This window comes from Rhizobium sp. Root491 (genome assembly GCF_001427205.1).
Lineage (GTDB): Bacteria > Pseudomonadota > Alphaproteobacteria > Rhizobiales > Rhizobiaceae > Agrobacterium > Agrobacterium tumefaciens.
On the sequence record NZ_LMFF01000001.1, the window covers coordinates 1,079,266 to 1,096,804 of the forward strand.

Below are 17,539 nucleotides of genomic sequence, written 5' to 3' on the forward strand. Positions count from 1 at the left end.
GTCAGGCTCCTGTCCCAATCAGTGTCGGCTCCTCACTCTAACTCTCTGCCACCTCGGCAAACAAGCTGTTTGGACCCGTTGCGGTGATTCGTACATTAACAATGTCACCGATTTTCAAAGTCTTTGCATCAAGATTCACAGATTGCAGCCAGGGAGAGCGACCTATCAACTGTTCAGGCATGCGGCCGGGCTTTTCCAGCAACACATCCATCGTCTTTCCGACCAGCGATTCCGCAAATTCCTTCTGCTGCCGCAAGAGCAGCGCCTGCAATCGTTCCAGCCGCTCGGCCTTCACCTCTTCCGCAACCTGATCCGTCAGATCGGCACCCGGCGTTCCTGGGCGTGTGGAATATTTGAATGAAAAGGCCTGCGCATATTTCACCTGTTCGATGATCGCCATCGTGTCTTCGAAATCACGATCCGTCTCGCCGGGGAAGCCAACAATAAAATCCCCGGACATGGCGATATCAGGGCGGGCGGCCCGGATTTTTTCAATGAGCTGGATATATTCCTCACCTGTGTGGCGACGATTCATCGCCTTCAGAATGCGATCCGACCCGGACTGAACAGGCAAATGCAGATAGGGCATCAGAATGCGCAGGTCGCGATGTGCGCCAATCAAGCGGTCATCCATGTCGCGCGGATGGCTGGTGGTATAGCGAAGGCGTGCAAGACCGGGAATTTCCGCCAGCCGGTAAAGAAGCTCGGCAAGTCCCCATTTTTCGCCCTTCGGGCCTTCGCCCTGCCAGGCATTGACGTTCTGGCCGAGCAGCGTGATTTCGCGCACACCGGCATCCACCAGTTTCATCGCCTCATCGACGATCTGGCGCACGGGACGCGAAACTTCCGAACCACGCGTATAGGGCACAACACAAAAGGTGCAGAACTTGTCGCAGCCTTCCTGCACCGTCAAAAATGCCGTGACGCCGCGCGTACGCAGTGTTGCCTTTTCGGCCACCGGCAGATGTTCGAACTTGTCCTCAACGGCATATTCGGTCTCGATGACGCGCTCGCCGCCGCGCACCCGCTTCAGGGCGTCCGGCAGGCGATGATAGGTCTGTGGGCCGATGACGACGTCGACGGCTGGCGCACGGCGAAGGATTTCCTCGCCTTCCGCCTGTGCCACACATCCGGCAACGCCGATCACGAATTCGCGGCCCTGTTCTTCGCGCGATTTTTTCATGTCGCGCAAGCGGCCGAGCGCCGAATAGACCTTTTCAGCGGCCTTTTCGCGGATGTGACAGGTGTTCAGAAGCACCAGATCCGCCTCGCCCATATCCTCCGTCTGAACGTAACCGTCCTTCGCCAGCGCATCGCTCATGCGGACGGAATCGTAGACGTTCATCTGACAGCCATAGGTCTTGATGAAGACCTTCCTGCTGTTAGAGCCCTCGCGGGCAATCATTTCGGGGGCATCGAGGCCAAGCGTTTCCTGGGTCATGGCGGTTATCTAGTGTTTTTCACGCCCGGATTAAACAGAAAAATACCGGAAAAGCTGGAATGCTCTATTTCCGCCAGCCACCACGCAGGCTGAAAGCCAACATGGAACGGATAGAAGCGGCGATATCGGTCGCCAGACGCTTGCGGTTATCCGTGCTGTGAAACGGAACGCTGTCGCCGAATGTAACGTCGACGTCGATGGCACCTGCCCTGATGATACCGAGCAGATGCGGCACCAGAGTTATGCTGCCCGGCCAGGCCGCAATGACCCGGTGGTAACGTCCCATGGCCATGCCCTGCACCCGCGTATAGGCGATTGCGACCGGCTGCACATAGACGAGCTTGCCCGGAACCTGCTCGGCAGCCGTGGAGGCTGCGCCAAACAGCGAGGATTTGACGGCAAGCATGCGGTTGCCGTCAGAGGTGGTGCCTTCCGGGAACAACACGACGATCTCGCCATCGGCCATGCGGGCGGCGATCTCGCCGACCTGCGCACCGGTGCTGCGCTTCTGCTCGCGCTGGACGAAGATGCTTTTCTGCAGACGGGCGAGCCAGCCGAAGACGGGCCAGTCACGCACTTCCGTCTTGGCGATGAACACCACGTCGGCAATACTGCCGAGAACGAGAATGTCCTTCCACGAGGCGTGGTTGACCGCCAGCATCAGCGGTTTTGCCCGCTCCACATCTCCATGGACATGCACGCGGATGCCGAGGACATGGCAGGCGATGCGGTGCCAGATGCGGGGAATGCGGCGACGCAGCCGCCAGTCGAAGGCAAGGCCCAACAGTTGCAGCGGCAGCAATATAAGCGTGACGATCAGGAGAACGACCGCAATATAGGCTGTCCGGAGCCACATCATGATTGAACCGTGCGCTTGCTCACCAGCGTCTCAATGTTCGCCGGGCTTCAACGGTACACCGTAGAGTTCGAGCCGGTGATCAACGAGCTTGAAGCCATGCTCCCTGGCGATCTTTTCCTGAAGCGCCTCGATCTCGGGTGAATGAAACTCGATGACCACACTGTTCTTCAGATCGATCAGATGATCGTGATGTTCCTCAGGCACGGTCTCGTAACGCGAGCGGCCATCGCGAAAATCATGACGCTCGATGATGCCGGCGTCCTCGAACAGCTTCACCGTTCTGTAAACGGTGGAAATCGAGATGCGCGGATCCACGGCGGAGGAACGGCGGTAAAGCTCCTCGACATCCGGATGGTCTGCCGATTCCTGCAGCACGCGGGCGATGACACGGCGCTGGTCCGTCATCCGCATGCCGCGTTCGGCACAAAGTTCCTCCAGCGTTTTCGAAAGGTCTATCACGTCTTCTGGCCTTTTGAGTATTCCGGTTGAATTTCGGGGCTGTCGCCGAAAAATGCCTGTCGCAGGGAACTAGCGAAGATCGCGGCGCATGACAAGCGCCGTCGACTTCGCGCCATCCTTGGCGGTGTAATAGGCCTTGCGCTCAGCGACCGTTTTGAAGCCGAGCTTTTTATAAAGTCCCAGGGCGGAGGCATTGTTGCTGTCCACTTCCAGGAACATCGTTTCGGCACCGCGCATCATCGCCTCACGGACGGCCGATTGCATCAGGCGCCAGCCGAGGCCGGTGCGCGCGAACTTGTCGGCCACCGCAACGGTCAGGATTTCCGCCTCGCCGGCCACTTCGCGCGCAAGCACGAAACCACCGAGCGGTTTGCTGAAAAATGCGTTCGTCTGCCGCGCGACGGCACCGAAAACCGAGCCTTGCGTCAACAGCCCGGAAAACTCCCCGTCATTCCAGGGGCGCGGAAAGCGCAGCGCATGCAATTCCGCCACTCCGGCGCAATCCTCATGCTGCATCGGCACGATCTCGAAATAGGGCTTCCAGCTTAGATATTCGTCAAACATAACAAGGAATCATCCGCACGCATTTACGGGTGCCACCTATCAGGCAACGCTCTGGCGTGCCAGCGCAAAACCCGTCTGCGGCCGGGCATCCGGGCCGCGAAGGTAAAGCGGTGCGGGTTTCGGCATGCCTTTCGGCTTGCGTCCACCCGCCCGCGCGACAGTGGAAATCGGAAAATGATCGGGCCCTGACCCCGCGTCGAAACCCTGAAAAAGGGGTGCGGCGGAACCGATAATGGCGCCATCGAAACCGGAGAGAGCCGTTTTGGCATCCTCCAGAGACAAAAGCGCGGCCTCGAGGAGCGGCGATCCATCCTCTGCAAACGTCTGGAGGTAGGCCTCGCCCCGTTTGGCGTCGAGCCCGACAGCCACTGGCCGGCCGGGATTTTCCAGCAGATGATGCAAGGCGATCGTCTCAAGCGTGGTTACGCCGACTGCCTCTATGCCGAGCGACAGGGCAAAACCACGCGCGGCGGCAACGCCGACGCGAATGCCGGTAAAGGAACCCGGTCCGATCGTTACCGCGATGCGCCCGACTTTCTGAAGCGGCAGGTGTGCCTGCTGCAGGGCACCATCAATCACAGCCATCAGCCGCTCGGCATGACCTTTTCCGATGGTTTCGCACACCTCGCCAAGCACCGTGTCGGAGGCGCTGTCATAGACGCAGGCAGAACAGTCCACACCTGAGGTATCGAGTGCGAGAACAATCATGGCGCGGCCTGGCTTACAACGTCATACAGCTTCGACTTCGCGCACTTCCGGCACGAAATGGCGAAGCAGGTTCTGGACGCCGTGCTTCAGCGTGGCGGTGGAGGACGGGCAACCAGAGCAGGCGCCCTTCATGTTCAGGAACACGGTGCCGTCGCGGAAACCACGGAAGGTGATATCGCCACCATCCTGCGCCACGGCGGGGCGGACGCGGGTATCCAGCAGTTCCTTGATGGTGGCGACGATGGTTTCGTCACCCGCTTCAAAGAACTCGCCTTCCTCATCCGACACTTCAGCCGCAATGGCAGTGCCCATGATGGGGCGGCCAGACATGAAATGCTCCATGATCGAACCGAGAATGGCGGGCTTCAGATGCTGCCATTCGGCGTCATCCTTGGTGACGGTGATGAAATCGAAGCCGAAATAAACGCCGGTGACACCCGGAATGGTGAAGAGGCGCTCTGCTAGCGGCGAGGCCTGCGCCTGCGCGGGGTTGAGAAACTCAGCCGTGCCGCTTTCCAGCACCACCTTGCCCGGCAGGAACTTGAGGGTTGCGGGGTTCGGCGTGGCTTCCGTCTGAATGAACATTATCTGTCTCCTTCGAGGTCGCCGTTCACGCCCCGCAATTTAGAATTCTTCCAAAAAATACGCCTGGCGAAGCCTTACTTCAAGCCCTGACATGATAATTACATTCAAGAAATCGTCAGCCCCAAATTCTTGCCCGAATCCGTTCCTGCCTTTCGGGGTCGAACAAAGGTCAGCAAAGGGCGTCGATTTCCTCATCCGTCAGCGTATCCGGCAGCACGGTGACGGGGATGGGGAAGGCCGCACCGCGTCCTGAGATGGAGGAGACGAGCGGTCCTGGCCCTTCCTTCGTCGATCCTGCCGCCAAAACCAGAATGGCAATATCGCGATCTTCCTCGATGAGCCCGTGGATCTGTTCGGTTGCGCCGCCTTCACGGATGACCGCTTCTGGCTCGATGCCGATGGTCTCACGGACCTTCTGGGCGATCTTGGCAAGCGTTGCTTCCGCCTCCTCGCGCGCCTCGGCCCGCATGATCTGCTCGACGCCCAGCCACTGCTGGAAATCGCCTTCCGGTATCATGTAAAGCAGAACCAGTCCGCCATTGGAGTTCTTGGCGCGACGACCGGCATAATGCACGGCCCTTTCGCATTCCGGTGTGTCATCGATAACAGCGAGAAATTTGCGACGATGCCCTTCCAGACGCGACAGCCGTTTTGAAACCATTCCGCACTCCCTGTGTCCGCCGCGATCCGAAAAACCGCCCGACGGTTCGGGCGGAGATTATATCAAATCACGGCAGGCGCAAACCGCCCGCCGTGATCCGCAAGGCGATACGTGGTCAGCGCAGGAACCCGATGATGTCGCGCACCTCGTTCATCGTGTTTTCGGCGATCGCGCGCGCGCGCTCACCACCCTGTTTGAGGATGGCATCGATGTGGGTGGGATCGTCGAGAAGGCGGCGCATCTCGTTGTTGACCGGAGCCAGCACATTGACGGCAAGCTCGACGAGAGCCGGCTTGAAGGCCGAGAACTGCTGTCCGCCGAACTCTAAAAGAACCTCCGCTTTCGTCTTGTCAGACAGTGCCGCATAGATACCAACGAGGTTTTCGGCCTCCGGGCGGCCCTTCAGGCCTTCCACTTCGCTCGGCAGTGCATCCGGGTCCGTCTTCGCCTTCTTGATCTTTCTCGAAATGGCGTCGACATCGTCCATGAGGTTGATGCGCGACAGATCCGACGGATCGGACTTCGACATCTTCTTGGTGCCGTCCTTCAACGACATCACCCGCGGTGCCGGACCGCCGATCAGCGGCTCCACCATCGGGAAATAGGCATGCACCGGCTCATTGCCCACGGTGATGTCGAGCCCGAGACCGGCGTTGCGGATATGGTCACCGAAATCGATGTTGAATTTCTGGGCGATGTCGCGGGCCAGTTCCAGATGCTGCTTCTGGTCGTCGCCGACAGGAACGTGGGTCGCGCGGTAGACGAGAATGTCCGCAGCCATCAGGCTCGGATAAGCAAGCAGCCCAAGCGACACCTGCTCGGCATTCTTGCCGGACTTGTCCTTGAACTGCGTCATGCGCTCCATCCAGCCGATACGCGCCACGCAATTGAAGATCCAGGCGAGTTCGGCGTGCTGCGGCACAGCCGACTGGTTGAAGACGATATGCTTCACCGGATCAATGCCTGCGGCAATGAAGGCGGCAGCGATCGAGCGGGTCTGCGCCTTCAGGTCCGAATGAACGAGCTGGGCGGTGATGGCGTGCATGTCGACGACGCAATAGATGCAGTCGTTATCTTCCTGCAACGCCACGAATTTGCGGATGGCCCCGAGATAATTGCCGAGATGCAGATTGCCGGTCGGCTGGACGCCCGAGAAAACCAGCGGCTTGAATGCGTTCATTGTCGTCCTCGAAAAGGCTTGTGGAGGGCCCCGCCCCGTGGTTGGAATTGCACGCGCGCTTATGCACCTACAGCCCCTCGCAATCAAGCGGTTTCAGGGCGCGTCAGCCGCGTGGCTGAAGAAGATCCCAGTGATTTCCATAAGGATCCGCAAAGACCGCGACAGAGCCATAAACCTCATGGCGCGGCTCCTCCAGAAAGCGCACGCCGCGCGCAAGCATCGTCTCGTAGTCACGACCGAAATCGTCGGTATGCAGGAAAAACCCGACACGGCCGCCGGTCTGGTTGCCGATGGCAAGACGCTGCGCTTCGCCATCCGCCTCGGCAAGCAAGAGGGCACAGCCATCGGTCCCTTGAGGCTTCACCACCAGCCAGCGTTTGCCGTCATCAAGAGGTTGGTCGGAAAGGCAGTCAAACCCCAGAACCTCGCAATAAAACGTCTTTGCCCGGTCATAATCGTCCACCAAGAGTGTGATGAGGGCGATGCGACGGTTTTCTGCAAAGGACATTAGCTTGTCTCCGTCTGGGCATTCTTGTTGCGGCGCTTTTTGATGGCTCTCTTGACCATGCCGAGATCGGCACCACCCGAAACGAAAGCCAGCACGAAATAAACGAGCATGGCGGAGAGCACGAGGCCCATGATGGTTCCGGCCCGGACGAAAATGGAGGAGGCGGAGGACAGCTCGAAGCTGAGATAGGTCAGCGCATAGTGCACGAAGCCCGCCATAAGGGCGGCGGCCAGCAGCAAGCGCGGAATGCGGGTAAGGAGCGGAATGTCCACATGCCAGTGACCCCGCCACAACAGCATGCCGAACAGCAGGGCGGCATTGACCCAGCCGGCGGTGATCTCGGCAATGGCGATGCCCGAACCTCCGAGACGCGGAAACAACGTCAGCGCCAGAGAGACGTTCACAACCACTGAAATCGCCGCGAAGATCATCGGGGTGCGGGTGTCCTCGCGGGCAAAGAAGCCGGGAATGAACGCCTTTATCAGCACGAAAGCCGGCAGGCCGAGACCATAAATACCGAGGATCTGCGCGACGGTGACGGTGGCCGAAGGCGCGAAATTGCCGCGCTCGTACAGAAAGCGCACGATGGGTTCCGCCATGACGAGAAGGGCAGCGGCGGCGGGCAATGTCAAAAACAGCACGAATTCGACCGAGCGGTTTTGCAGGCTTCCCGCCTCGACCATATGTCCGCCACGCAAAGCCCGCGCCAGCTCCGGCAAAAGCACGGTGGCAACGGCGATGCCGACGACACCGAGCGGCAGCTGGTAAATCCGGTCGGCATAGGCGAGCGAGGAGATCACACCCTCACCGGCAGACGCGATATTGGTGTTGATCAGGAGATTGATCTGGGTGATGCCGCCGGTGATCGCGGCCGGCAAAGCAAGGACCAGCAGGCGCTGGACATTCTTCGTCAGCCGGGGTCTGCGGAAACCGATCCGCATGCCGGCATTGCGCACGGCGATCCAGACGATGCCAAGCTGCACCACACCCGCCGCCATGACACCCCAGGACAGGGCATAACCCACCTGAAGCGGGTCGTAATGCTTCCACCAGGCCAGCATCAGAACACCAATCAGAATGATGTTCAGGAAGACCGGCGCAATCGCGGCAGCGAAATAGCGGTGCAGCGAATTCAGCATGCCGCCCATCATCGCCGCCAGCGACATGCAGGCGAGATAGGGGAACATGATGGTTGCGAGACGGACGGTGTTGTCGAATTTCACCGGGTCTTCCAGAAAGCCCGGCGCAATAACGGTGCGCACGATGAACGGCATCGACAGTTCCATCAGGATCGTCAAAGCCAGAAGCACGGTGAACAGAACGCCGAAAACTTCTTCGGAAAAGCGCCTTGCGCCCTCCATGCCGTTCGCCTCGATTTCCTTGGCAAAAAGCGGCACGAAGGCCGAGTTGAACGCGCCTTCGGCAAAAAGGCGCCGGAAGGTGTTCGGGAACCGGAAGGCAGCATTGAAGGCATCGGCGACCGGGCCGGTACCGACGGCTGCGGCCATCAGCGTCTCGCGGAGGAACCCGAAGATACGGCTTCCGAGCGTGGCCGTGCCGACCGTGGCGAACTTTCCGATCAAGCTCATGGGAATTTCAAGCCTTTGCCGTGCGCGTGGCCGGCAGCGCCGCCACATCGGGATGGGCGATGATGCCGTTTGGCATGCGATCGCGCAATTCGTCTTCCTGCTCGCTCATCACGGCCTTCAGGCGCGTGGCAATGCTGGCCTGCCGGTTGTCATTGGTGACCTTCTGGCCGAAGAGATCAGTCACGTAGAATGTGTCGATGACCTTCTCGCCGAAGGTGGTGATGCGTGCGGAATGAATATCCAGCGACAGATCGGCGATGACAGCCGTCATATCCGCCAGAAGCCCCGGCCGGTCCAGGCACTCGACCTCGATAACGGTGAACTTGTTCGAAAGCCCGTTGGAAATGATAACGGAGGGCGGAATGGTGAAGGCGCTTTTCTTCCTCCGGCTCTTGGTGCGGGTGGCAATCATTTCCGGCAGGCGCTGACGACCGGACAGAACCTCTTCGATCAGCTTGCCGACATTGTTGCCGCGCCGCGTCTCGTCTTCGTCGATCGGAAATTCGCGGTTGATCAGGATCGTATCGAGCGCCCGCCCATCGGATGTGGTGAAGATTTGCGCGTCGGCAATGTTGGCGCCGGCCGCAGCACAGGCGCCGGTAATGATCGACAGCAGGCGCGGATGGTCGGGCGCCAGCACGGTGATTTCGGTGATGGCGTGGAAGGAATGTGTGCGCACCATGGTCGACAGCGCTTTTTCCTGCTTGTCGGCCTCGCGGATGAAGCGGGTGTGACGCACCTGATCTTCCAGCGCCACCGTCAGCAGATAGGGCTCATAGTGCAGCTTGGTGTATTTGCGCCGTGCCTTCTGGCCCCAGTCTTCCAGCGCGTCGTAAAGCGCCTGACGGGCAATATGCGCCCTTTCCTTGCGGGAGACTTCCGAAAAGCCACCGGAGAGAAGCAGCTCGGTCTCGTAATAAAGCGAGCGGAGCAACTGACCCTTCCAGCCGTTCCAGACACCCGGACCGACCGCGCGGATATCGCAGACCGTCAGGATAAGCAGCATCTTCAGCCGCTCCATGGATTGTACCTTGTCGGCGAAATCGGTGATGGTCTTGCGGTCGTGCAGGTCGCGCGTCTGGGCGACCATGGACATCAGAAGATGCTGCTCGATCAGCCAGACCACCATTTCGGTCTGCTTGCCGGTCAGCCGGAAACGCTGGCAAAGCTTGCGGGCCACCCGCGCGCCGGCAATCGAGTGATCCTCCTGCCGGCCCTTGGCCACATCGTGCAGCAGAACGGCCACATAAAGTGCCTCACGCTCCTCGACACCCGGCATCAGCTGGTTGGCAAGCGGATGGGCATCCACAGCCGTTCCCTTGTCCACCTCCGACAGTACGCCGACCGAGCGGATCAGATGCTCGTCCACCGTATAGTGATGATACATGTTGAACTGCATCATCGCGACGATCTTGCCGAATTCGGGAATGAACTTGCCGAGGACGCCAGCCTCGTTCATGCGCCGCAAGGTGAGCGCCGGATCACGCCTCGAGGTGAGGATCGCCAGAAACAGCCGGTTCGCCTCCTCGTTCTCGCGAAGCCCGTCATTGATCAGCGACAGCGACCGGGTAACGACACGCAGCGCATCCGGGTGAAGTTCGAGATTGTTGATATCGGCGATGTGAAAGAGCCGGATCAGATTGACCGGATCGTTTTTGAACACGTCCGGCTTGGCCAGCGCGATGCGGCCGCGATCCTCAACGAATTCAACAGAACCGGGAATTTTGCGGACGCGGTGGGCAAAGCGGCTGAGAACACCCGACAGGCCCGGCACGTCCTTTGCCTGCCTGTCCTCCAGTGCGGCGCAGACGATGCGGGTCAGGTCACCCACATCCTTCGCCACCAGGAAATAATGCTTCATGAAACGTTCGACGGCAGAAAGCCCCGGACGCGGCTGATAGCCCAGCGCATCGGCGATCTCGCGCTGAATGTCGAAGGACAGGCGCTCTTCCGCCTTGTTGGTGATGAAATGCATCTGGCAACGGACGGCCCAGAGAAAATCATCGGCCTTTTCGAACAGCCTGAGTTCGCGCTTAGACAGGACGCCAAGCTTGACGAGATCGGCTGTATCGCGGACATGGTAATAATATTTGGCGATCCAGAACAGCGTGTGCAGGTCGCGCAGGCCGCCCTTGCCTTCCTTGACGTTCGGCTCCACCAGATAGCGCGTATCGCCCGCCTTGCGGTGACGCTGGTCACGCTCGGCCAGCTTGGCGGCGATGAATTCCGGCCCGGTGCCGGTGACAACTTCCGACTCGAAACGTTTTTCGAGATCATCGGTCAGGGATTTTTTACCGCAGATTGCCCGCACTTCCAGAATGGCGGTGCGGATAGTCATATCGGATTTCGACAGGCGGACGCACTCATCCACCGTGCGCGTGGCGTGGCCGACCTTGAAGCCGAGGTCCCAGAGCAGATAAAGCACGAACTCCACGGCCTTGTGCATATCCGGCGTGTTCTTGGCCGGCAGCAGGAACAGAAGGTCGATATCCGATCCCGGCGCCAGCGTGCCGCGACCGTAACCGCCCACCGCTGCTACGGCGATCTGCGGCGCGTCTTTCGGATAGACATATTGGCAGGCGAGATCATAGAGGATTTCGATCAGCCGGTCCTGGAGCCAGGAGATACGTCGGGCGCAATCGATGCCGCTGCCGTCGGATTTCAGCAGTTCGCGAGCCTTTTCCCGGCCTTCCGTGCTGGCCTTGCGAAAGATCGGCAGCAGGTCTGACCTGACATCGGCGATGCGCTTGCCGTCGTTCTTGAAGATGATGTCGCATTCGCGCTTCAGCGCCGAAACATCGAGAATTTCGGAAAAATCCAGGTCCTTGATGGCCATTTATGCCGTTATCCATGTCCTGTGGGAAAGCCACCGCTTGCGATGGGATTGTCCTATAGCGAGTTTCAAAGGCGATGGACAGGCAGTCTATCCTCTTAAGCCTTGCCAAGTTCTTTCTTTAACGCATAGAGCGCGTCCAATGCCTCACGCGGCGTCATTTCGTCCGGGTTGAACCCCTTCAAAGTTTCTTCCACCTTCGATGGTCCAGCCTTGCGGGTTTCCTCACGGCGAACCGCGATCTGGAACAGCGGAAGATCGTCGATCAGCTGACTGGCCGGGTTCTTGCGATCGGCATCTTCGAGCTTCGTCAGCACCTCACGGGCGCGCTCCACCACCGATGCCGGAAGTCCGGCGAGCCTTGCCACCTGAATACCGTAGGAACGATCCGCAGCACCCGGTCCAACCTCGTGCAGGAAGATGACGTCACCCTCCCATTCCTTCACCCGCATCGTGGCATTGGAAAGGCGACCAAGTTTTTCCGACAGCACCGTCAGTTCGTGGAAATGCGTGGCGAAGAGGCCACGGCAACGATTGACCTCGTGCAGATGCTCGACCGCCGCCCAGGCGATCGAAAGGCCGTCGAAGGTTGCCGTGCCACGGCCGATCTCATCCAGAATGACCAGCGATCGATCCGTCGCCTGATTGAGGATGGCGGCCGTTTCCACCATTTCCACCATGAAGGTCGAGCGGCCACGCGCCAGATCGTCGGACGCGCCGACGCGGGAAAATAGCCGGTCTACGATGCCGATATGGGCGGCTTCTGCCGGAACGAAGGAGCCGATCTGCGCGAGGATGGCGATGAGCGCATTCTGGCGCAAGAAAGTCGATTTACCGCCCATATTAGGGCCGGTGAGCAGCCAGATCGCACCATTTTTGCCGCCCTCAGCAGCCGACAGATCGCAATTATTGGCGATGAATGGCCCAGCCGACTGGCGCCGCAGGGCCTGTTCAACCACCGGATGGCGCCCGCCTGTGATCGCAAAGGTCATGGAGGCATCAACGATCGGGCGGCAATAAGCCTGTTCGGTAGCGAGATAAGCGAGGCTTGAGGCGACATCGATCACCGCAAGCGCCAGCGCACCCGCCTTGATCGCCTCCGCCTGCTGCACCACGGCCTCGACCATGCGCTCGAAGGCTTCCAGCTCCATGGTCAGAGCCTCAGCCGCGGCATTGGCGATGCGGCTTTCGAGATCGGCAAGCTCGGTGGTGGTGAAGCGCATGGCGCCGGCCATGGTCTGGCGGTGAATGAAGCGCGCCTTCGCCTCATCCGTCGCCATCATGACATCGGCGTTGCCCGCCGTCACCTCAATGAAATAACCAAGCACGTTGTTGTGCTTGATCTTGAGCGACTTGATGCCGGTTTCCTCGGCATATTGCAGCTGCAGCCCGGCGATCACCCGGCGCGACTGGTCACGCAATGCGCGCACCTCGTCGAGTTCTGGATTGGCGCCCTCACGCAGAAAACCGCCATCACGCTTCAAAAGCGGCAGATCGTCGGCCAGCATCGATCCGAGCATGGCTTCCAACCCGCCCGGCAAAGCCATCAGATCCGCAAGTGCAGCAGCAAGCTCCTCCGGCAATAATCCCTGATCGAGAATGGCGGCAATTCTCTCGGCCGACGCCAGGCCCTGCCTGATCGCCCCGAGATCGCGCGGGCCACCGCGCTCCAGCGCAAGACGGGAGAGCGCGCGCGGCATATCGGCAACCTGTTTCAAGGCGTCGCGCAGGCCATCGCAAAGGGAGACGTCATCAATGAGATAGGCGACCGCATCGAGGCGGGCATTAACCCTTTCCGGATCGGTCAAGGGAGACATCAGCCGCTCGGCCAGAAGCCGCGCACCGCCGCCCGTGACAGTGCGGTTGAGGGCATGCAGGAGCGATCCGTCCCTTTCGCCCGAGAGCGTCTTCACCAACTCCAGATTGGCGCGGGTCGCGGGATCGATGAACAGTGTGGAGGCAGCGCTTTCGCGTTCCGGCGCACCAAGCGGCGGGCGCTCGGCAATCTGGGTCTTTTCAACATAGGCAACCGCGGCAGCGGCAGCGGCCATTTCCACGCGCGAAAATGTGCCGAAACCATCGAGGGTCGAGACGTTGAAGTAACGCGCGATCCGCCCTTCCGCCGTAGCGCTGTCGAACAGAATGGCCGGCTGCGGCACGGCGACACGGCCAAGCATATCGAAAACCGGTCGCAGCTCTTCGTCATGGAACAGACTGTCGGCAACGATCAGCTCACGCGGATCGATGCGCCAGATATCAGCGAGGAGCCGCGTCAGCGTGGTTTCCGCCAAGCGGAAGACGCCGGTGGAAATATCAATCCAGGCAAGCGCAAACTGTGCCTCCGCACTGCCGCGAATACGAGCGAGCGCCATAAGATAGTTGGATTCCGTCGGCGACAGCAGCTTTTCTTCGGTTAGCGTGCCAGGCGTGACAAGCCGCACCACATCGCGTTTTACCACGGATTTCGATCCGCGCTTCTTCGCCTCGGCCGGGTCCTCCACCTGCTCGCAGACGGCGACGCGATAACCGCGCAGGATGAGCTTCTGGAGATAATCATCGGCGGCGTGAACGGGAACGCCGCACATGGGAATATCCTGCCCCATATGCTGGCCGCGTTTCGTCAGAGTGATGCCGAGCGACCGCGAGGCTTCCACCGCATCGTCAAAGAACAATTCGTAAAAATCGCCCATGCGGTAAAACAGCAGCGAACCGGGATTGTTCGCCTTGATCTCGATATATTGCTCCATCATCGGAGTGGCCGTAGCGCGGCTCTCTTCCGAGATCAGGGAAGCGGTGGTCAAAACGTCCGTCAATGGCTTGCCGATGTCATATCGTGTTGCGGAAAGGGAGCGCCGACACTAGCGGCAATGGCCGCACCAAGACAACACACACGGCACCGCTGCCCACAGGAACATCCCGCTAGATCCGAGTTAAAACCGGTCAGCCGTTGATGCGCTCGGTCTCGCCGCCGTAATAGCTGATGTAGCGGCCGGCGATAGAGGAAACCGGCAGGACCACGAGAACATCTGTCGTGTTGAAGGCATGGTCCACCACGGCCCCGGAGCCGAACATGGCGCCGAGACGCATATAGCCCTTGATCAGCGGCGGCATGGCGTTCAGCGCCTTGCGGGCGTTCAGCGCCTCAGCCGGTACCAGGTCCATCTCGTGATAAAGCTCGGGAAGAGCGGAAGCCGCCCACTCGCCCTTTGCAACGCAATTGTGATGCAGGAAGGACAGAGCAAGCGCGTGGGCTTCCGGCTGCACGCCGGGGAACGAAGCGCAACCGATCATGGCATCCATGCGGTGTTTCACGGCATAGGCCCAGTTGCCCTGCCACAAAAGCTCAACCGTGCGCTTGGTGCGATATTCCGGCAGCACGCAGGAGCGGCCAAGCTCCATGAAGCGCTTGCCCGGATGGCGCGCTACCAGCCCGGCGATGTCGAATTCGCTTGCGGAATAAAAACCGTTATTCGCGAGTGCAGTTTCCTGACGTAACAGACGGTAGGTACCGACGATCTGGTCCTCGCTGTCGCCTTCAATCGCCTTGTCGAGCACGAGCAGATGGTCGCAGACACTGTCCCAGGCGTCGATGTCGCGCTTGCGGCGCATGGCGTCTGCGGGAAGGCGCGCCTTCATTTCATCAACGAAAACCCGGTAACGCACGGACTGCGCCGCGTCGATCTCCCGCTCGTTTCTTGCGAGCCGTGTTTCCAGCGAGCCGATACGGCCGAAAAGCCCCTCATTGTCCTGAGCGGTGTCTGGACGAGGATGAATAACAACTTTGTTTTCACAAATGTCGTGACTGTAGATTTCGGCAACCATGGGGAATCGCTCCGCCACCAAAAGATTTTTCCTGTCATAAATCACTAATTGACGACAGAATAGTGACAAAATGCAGCCATTGCGAGTCTCTCAAGTCATGATGGCAACAGGCGTTTCGCCTCCAGCAAGCGGCGGATTTCCTCGACCAGTCGTCTCGGGTCGGCAGGCTTGGTCAAAACCTTGGCCGCACCGGCATTCAGCAGGATTTCGGCGGTTTCAACGCTCGCATCGCCGCTGAGCACGATGAGCGGAATATTTCTTCCGCCCTTCAGCGTGCCGAGAAGCTCCGGCAGCACCTCAAGCCCCTCGCCGCCCGGCATATTGAGATCGGATATGATGAGGTGCGGCAGGCGGGTTGCGCCGGGCGCCACGGCTTGCTGCAGGGCCTGAAAATCGTCGACACCGCGCACGATGTAACCGCTTTTTTCCAGAACGGCCCGGATGATGCGCGCATTGACGGCGTCGTCCTCGGCCACGAGGATATCGATGCCGCTTACCCCCTCCGTCACCCGTGACGAAAACCCCACATCCGGATGGTTGTCGTTGATGGCATCGCGCCGTTCTATGCCGCGCAGACGACCGCAGAGGACGTCAATCAGGGACTTTTCGCGCAGCGGCCGGATCAACCAGGCGTCGAAGGACGCATGCATGGTCGACGCCCGCTCTTCGGGACTGACCAGCAACGTGCGGCGTACATTCTGTTGCGGCCAATCCCTTAGCGCGTCTCTGAACAGAGGCGAAATACGCCTGTCGACAATGATATCGGTGAGATCGGCAACTGTACCGTGCAGCCTTTCAAAATCCTCCGGTTCGTGGATAAGAGCGCATTTACCGCCGAAAGCCTCGATCGCCTCCATCGTCACCGTCGCTGCCACGCCCCTCGGCGCGACCAGCAGGACATTGGTATGCTCCAGGCAATGGTGCCGGTCCGGGTCCGGCGTGCCGGTGGACGAACTGCCCGGACGGAATGCCAGTTTGAAGGTGCTGCCCTCACCCTTGCGGCTGAAGACCGTGAGGCTGCCGCCGAATTCCCGGACGATGCGGGCGGAAATCGCGAGCCCAAGCCCTGTTCCCCCACTTTGCTGCGACATCGGGCCTGCCTGTTCGAATTCGCCAAAGATACGGGCTTGTTCCGCTTGGCTCATGCCGGGGCCGGTGTCCTCGACGGTGATATGCAATTCGCCTTCAACCATGCGCGCTCGGATGACGACCCCGCCCACCTGCGTGAATTTGACGGCATTGCCGAGGAGGTTGAACAGAACCTGACGCAGCCTTGCCGGATCGAAATCCAGATAATCAGGCACATCCGGCGTGACGAAGGAGGTGATTTCGATGCCCTTTTCGTGGGCGCGATGCGCCAGCATCTCGACAATGCTCTCGATCAGCCGGCGCAGGTTTTCCGCACGCGGATTGAGTTTGAAACGGCCCGCCTCCATGGTCGAATAATCCAGCAGGTCCTCGACCAACTGTACTAGCGACTGACCGGACTGCTTCATGCCGTCGAGATAATTACGTTGCTCTTCATTGAGCTTCGTCTGCGACAGAAGATGGTTCATGCCGAGCATGCCGGAAAGCGGCAGACGGATCTCGTGGCTAACAGTTGCCAGCAGCCTTGCCTTTTCGGCATCGGCCTTTTCCGCGCGTAACCGGGCGTTTTCCCGCTCGCCGAGCGCCAGCCGCTCCTCGGTGACATCTCTCGCGATGCTGCTGATGAGAAGACGACTGCTTACCAGATCGCGGGTGACGACATCGTGCCAGGAGAAAATGCGCTGACCGAACGGGGTCGCGATTTCCACATCATAAGCGTGGGCCTTGTCGCCTGGCCGGAAAGCGATGCCGATTTCCTCACAGCTCAGCCCTTCGGGTGCCGAGCAGCCCGTTACTTCACGAAAAACCGCATTCGCCTCGACGATGCGCCGATCCATATTGCGGATGACGATGATATCGCCCATGGCCTCCTGAATCTCGGCAATCAGCGATCGGTTTTGAGTTTGGCGTAGCCGTACATCCAAATCATCTGCAGATAGTTTGCCGGGATATTGGAAGGATTTGCCGAACATGGCGTAGGACAGGAGACCGACCAGCACCGCACCGAAGAAGGAGGCCAAGGCGACGGTGACCGCATAAGGCACCGCAAGCGCGATCAAGGCCGCGGAGAAGGCACCCACCGACAATGACGCGGCAACGTATAGCGTGATCGATCTGGCATCTATCCCGCGCCCCGCACCGCCATGGTGAGATGTCGTGTCGACGCGATCCGCCGGCTGCGCCGGGGTGGCGGCGAGGCCATCTGAAACTTTTTCCCGCAGTCGTGCCAGTTCGCTCATGCA

General features: G+C 59.9%; 14 protein-coding genes. All 14 read right to left on the minus strand.

Annotated features, from left to right (window positions below; all coding sequences use genetic code 11):
* Positions 1 to 37: 37 nt before the first annotated feature.
* Complete coding sequence (gene miaB, locus ASD46_RS05350) at positions 38 to 1,441, minus strand: tRNA (N6-isopentenyl adenosine(37)-C2)-methylthiotransferase MiaB (RefSeq protein WP_019564423.1); 1,404 nt, start codon at positions 1,439 to 1,441, stop codon at positions 38 to 40.
* 64 nt (positions 1,442 to 1,505) lie between these two features.
* Positions 1,506 to 2,300 (minus strand): lysophospholipid acyltransferase family protein, encoded by a 795-nt coding sequence (locus ASD46_RS05355; RefSeq protein ID WP_019564424.1) that lies wholly within the window; start codon positions 2,298 to 2,300, stop codon positions 1,506 to 1,508.
* 30 nt (positions 2,301 to 2,330) lie between these two features.
* Complete coding sequence (locus tag ASD46_RS05360) at positions 2,331 to 2,759, minus strand: Fur family transcriptional regulator (protein ID WP_003514787.1); 429 nt, start codon at positions 2,757 to 2,759, stop codon at positions 2,331 to 2,333.
* A 69-nt stretch (positions 2,760 to 2,828) separates the two neighbouring features.
* On the minus strand, positions 2,829 to 3,323 hold the full coding sequence (locus ASD46_RS05365) for a GNAT family N-acetyltransferase (RefSeq protein ID WP_003514785.1): 495 nt from the start codon (positions 3,321 to 3,323) through the stop codon (positions 2,829 to 2,831).
* Positions 3,324 to 3,362: 39 nt separating this feature from the next.
* Complete coding sequence (tsaB, locus tag ASD46_RS05370) at positions 3,363 to 4,031, minus strand: tRNA (adenosine(37)-N6)-threonylcarbamoyltransferase complex dimerization subunit type 1 TsaB (protein ID WP_025592265.1); 669 nt, start codon at positions 4,029 to 4,031, stop codon at positions 3,363 to 3,365.
* A gap of 21 nt (positions 4,032 to 4,052) precedes the next feature.
* A complete protein-coding gene (locus ASD46_RS05375; protein WP_003514783.1) occupies positions 4,053 to 4,616 on the minus strand; it encodes a NifU family protein in 564 nt (187 codons plus the stop codon).
* Between the two features lie 169 nt (positions 4,617 to 4,785).
* Positions 4,786 to 5,277: a universal stress protein gene (locus tag ASD46_RS05380; protein ID WP_003514782.1), complete on the minus strand. Its 492-nt coding sequence runs from the start codon at positions 5,275 to 5,277 to the stop codon at positions 4,786 to 4,788.
* A gap of 115 nt (positions 5,278 to 5,392) precedes the next feature.
* Positions 5,393 to 6,457 carry a tryptophan--tRNA ligase gene (trpS, locus tag ASD46_RS05385; protein ID WP_003514781.1) on the minus strand — a complete coding sequence of 355 codons (1,065 nt, stop codon included), beginning with the start codon at positions 6,455 to 6,457 and terminating at the stop codon, positions 5,393 to 5,395.
* A 103-nt stretch (positions 6,458 to 6,560) separates the two neighbouring features.
* A complete protein-coding gene (locus ASD46_RS05390) occupies positions 6,561 to 6,965 on the minus strand; it encodes a VOC family protein (RefSeq protein ID WP_003514780.1) in 405 nt (134 codons plus the stop codon).
* Positions 6,965 to 8,554, minus strand: coding sequence for a murein biosynthesis integral membrane protein MurJ (gene murJ / locus ASD46_RS05395; RefSeq protein ID WP_025592263.1), 1,590 nt, complete (start codon positions 8,552 to 8,554; stop codon positions 6,965 to 6,967). The genes ASD46_RS05390 and murJ overlap by 1 nt, the downstream gene beginning before the upstream one ends.
* 7 nt (positions 8,555 to 8,561) lie before the next feature.
* The gene (locus tag ASD46_RS05400) at positions 8,562 to 11,390 is read right to left on the minus strand and encodes a [protein-PII] uridylyltransferase (RefSeq protein WP_003514778.1); all 2,829 of its coding nucleotides are present in this window, start codon (positions 11,388 to 11,390) and stop codon (positions 8,562 to 8,564) included.
* A 95-nt stretch (positions 11,391 to 11,485) separates the two neighbouring features.
* Positions 11,486 to 14,137, minus strand: a complete 2,652-nt coding sequence (mutS, locus tag ASD46_RS05405; RefSeq protein WP_076843907.1) for a DNA mismatch repair protein MutS — start codon at positions 14,135 to 14,137, stop codon at positions 11,486 to 11,488.
* 190 nt (positions 14,138 to 14,327) lie between these two features.
* Complete coding sequence (locus tag ASD46_RS05410; protein ID WP_003514771.1) at positions 14,328 to 15,209, minus strand: GNAT family N-acetyltransferase; 882 nt, start codon at positions 15,207 to 15,209, stop codon at positions 14,328 to 14,330.
* Positions 15,210 to 15,304: 95 nt separating this feature from the next.
* The gene (locus ASD46_RS05415; RefSeq protein ID WP_025592260.1) at positions 15,305 to 17,536 is read right to left on the minus strand and encodes a hybrid sensor histidine kinase/response regulator; all 2,232 of its coding nucleotides are present in this window, start codon (positions 17,534 to 17,536) and stop codon (positions 15,305 to 15,307) included.
* Positions 17,537 to 17,539 lie beyond the last annotated feature (3 nt).